Here is a 2,404-nt window from a genome sequence, read left to right on the forward strand (position 1 = left end):
ATTTCAAAGATTTCAGTTTTTGGGCGATGGTCGGTAGTGATGTAAAAATACGAAAGCCAGTACAGGCGCGGGTTCGTCGTGGATTACATGATTTTTTACGTAACGGTCACTGCGGGATCACGTATTCGGAGAAGTGTCGCAAGCCCTTTACTGGTGCGGTCTGGGGCAGGGCGGCGATTAAGTGCAGAACTGAAATCTGTTTCACAGGATCGTATGAGGCTTCCAGATGCCTCCTGAGGCTTAAATAAGCTAATGAAGTTTGCATCATCTGTTCCTGATGGGTACACTTGATCTCGTTAGTGGATGTGTGACGCGTTCTGGTTGAGGCTCATTACCTTGAACAGAGATTCATCACTTTAAGCACCCAAAGAAAAAAAGCCTGACCTCACCAGTCGGGCTTTTTTCTTGCCCGTTATTTACTCCAGTCCTTTGATTATGCTTCTGATGCTTCTATAATCGCGGCGTTAGTGGGTGTCGCGTTCTGGCACTGCGCAGGCATGTAACAACGTGTTCAAGTCCTGGCTGGATCACGGGTGGTGCCGCTCCAGAGCTTCAATCAGAGCGCGTCACGCATCCGCTAACAATGCAACACCGTTAACCAGGCAGTGTAAGGGCTTTAACGGTGGTGCCGCGCTCCTGTAGTGGAGCAAACGGATGAAGGGATTTCTTCAAATCGCTGTCATCGCTCTTAAGGCGCTTGTCGCCTTTATTGAGCTAATTCTGGCCTGCTTACCTTAAGTAGTCAGGAAACGTAACTAAGGCCACCGGCTCACCCCCGGTGGCCTTTAACATTTCACAGGCAGGTAACTATTTTGTTGCGAATACCCAGCACTGCACTGGTTCGCCAGTTATTGCACTGTTGACTGCCTGATAACTCTGAAAGGGATCAGCGAGAACGGTCGTGTAATTCTTCGCGTAACTGGTTAATGTCAGGGAAGTTTAGCTTTTGCCTTTCGCACAACTCACGGAAAGAAAACGGCTCAATAGCAATCTGGTTGCTGTCCGGGCTGTGATTGAGTTTTGGTCTGCGCGGGTTTTCCCGCATCTCGTACAAATCCCAGAACTCGTACATCGCATCACCATCGATACGTGGATCGCCAATTTTTGCCGTGGTGTTCTCCGGAAAGTCAGGTAAGGGAGCTTCAACGTTTAGCAGCATGGCCAGTTCCTCCAGCTCCGTATGCAGCAGCTTTTGAAGCGATGGCCGGCGTTGCCTGCAAAGTTGATCCGCAACAGTATGTAAACGTTTGAAAGCCGCCAGACGCTCTTTGATGTTCAGCCTGTGATTTATAGCGATACCTTTCGTCCAGTAGTCATACAGGGCATCATCGCACTCTTGCTGGTACTGCATAACCTTCTCACGGATTTCTGGCTTTACCTTGTTAGCGTTAATGCTCATAAGCTAGCCCGGGAGCTTACGAACGGCCATACAAACCATATTCTGCGGTACTCCATCCGGGGGGATCACCATTTGGGTGATCCCCCCTGCAAAGCGCTGCCTAAGCCGCATATGCTGGCGACTCCAGGCCAAACCCATTCCCTCGACAACATGCTTCATAGCGACATAGGGTTCGCCTTTGTACTCAACTATGTACAGCTTATCCTCATGAAAATTAAAAGGAAAAATATCTTACTGATTCATCGCTAACATTCCATCCGGTGAATGTGGGTACAACAACAGCTTCTGAGAGCGACTATATCCCCGGCAGACCCGTTATGCCAAACCGTACATAAACACCACGTAGATATAACAAACTAACCAACAAATCAGGGTGTTTTTTAGCCAATACTGATATTTTCAAAATTTGAAGGGGGGCATCGGAAAACCGTCATAAACGTCACAATATTTAAAGTTATCTTCTATCTATATGATATATAAATATAAATTAGCATATCTATAACCATCACAAAAGCATTACAGAAGCATCACAGTGTGACGGTCTTAAATCATCACAACTCTGTTTTTTAACTTATTGAATTTATTGAGTGTGACGGTTTGTGTTGCGTTTTGTGATGGTTTTACCGTCACAACATTAATTCAATAAAATCAGGTGGCTACTTGCTGTTTTTAATGGCTGTGATGGTTGTGACGGTTTTCCGATGGCCGACTTAAATGGGTAGAGTCTTAGGACGTGGTGTAAATTTGGAAGGATGGTGAGAGCCATTGGCTTATCCGGTAAGGTAATGGTTAATTAGACAATTATCTCAGAAGGAGTCAACCGATGGCCGACAACAGCATGACATTCAGCAACACCCTGATGCAACTCGGCGGCGAGGACTTTCTGCGTGAACTCACCGAATTTATGCTCAACCGCATCATGGAGGCCGATGTCACTCAGCGCATCAACGCAGAGCCTCATGAGCGCAGTGACGAGCGGGAGACCTACCGTAACGGCTACCGTGA

2 protein-coding genes and 1 pseudogene are annotated in these 2,404 nt (G+C 47.1%); 2 read left to right on the forward strand and 1 reads right to left on the reverse strand.

From position 1 onward, the window contains the following. Nucleotides 1-248: hypothetical protein (locus BBW68_RS19100; RefSeq protein WP_222563065.1), on the forward strand; the 248-nt coding region annotated here is incomplete at its 5' end. A gap of 638 nt (nucleotides 249-886) precedes the next feature. Here the strand turns inward: BBW68_RS19100 and BBW68_RS04905 are convergent. Next, a pseudogene (locus BBW68_RS04905) lies at nucleotides 887-1,627 on the reverse strand (phage antirepressor N-terminal domain-containing protein). A 595-nt stretch (nucleotides 1,628-2,222) separates the two neighbouring features. Here BBW68_RS04905 and BBW68_RS04910 point away from each other — a divergent pair. After that, a partial coding sequence (locus tag BBW68_RS04910) for a transposase (RefSeq protein WP_186821247.1) occupies nucleotides 2,223-2,404 on the forward strand: 182 nt, incomplete at its 3' end.

This window comes from Candidatus Erwinia dacicola (genome assembly GCF_001756855.1).
GTDB lineage: Bacteria > Pseudomonadota > Gammaproteobacteria > Enterobacterales > Enterobacteriaceae > Erwinia > Erwinia dacicola.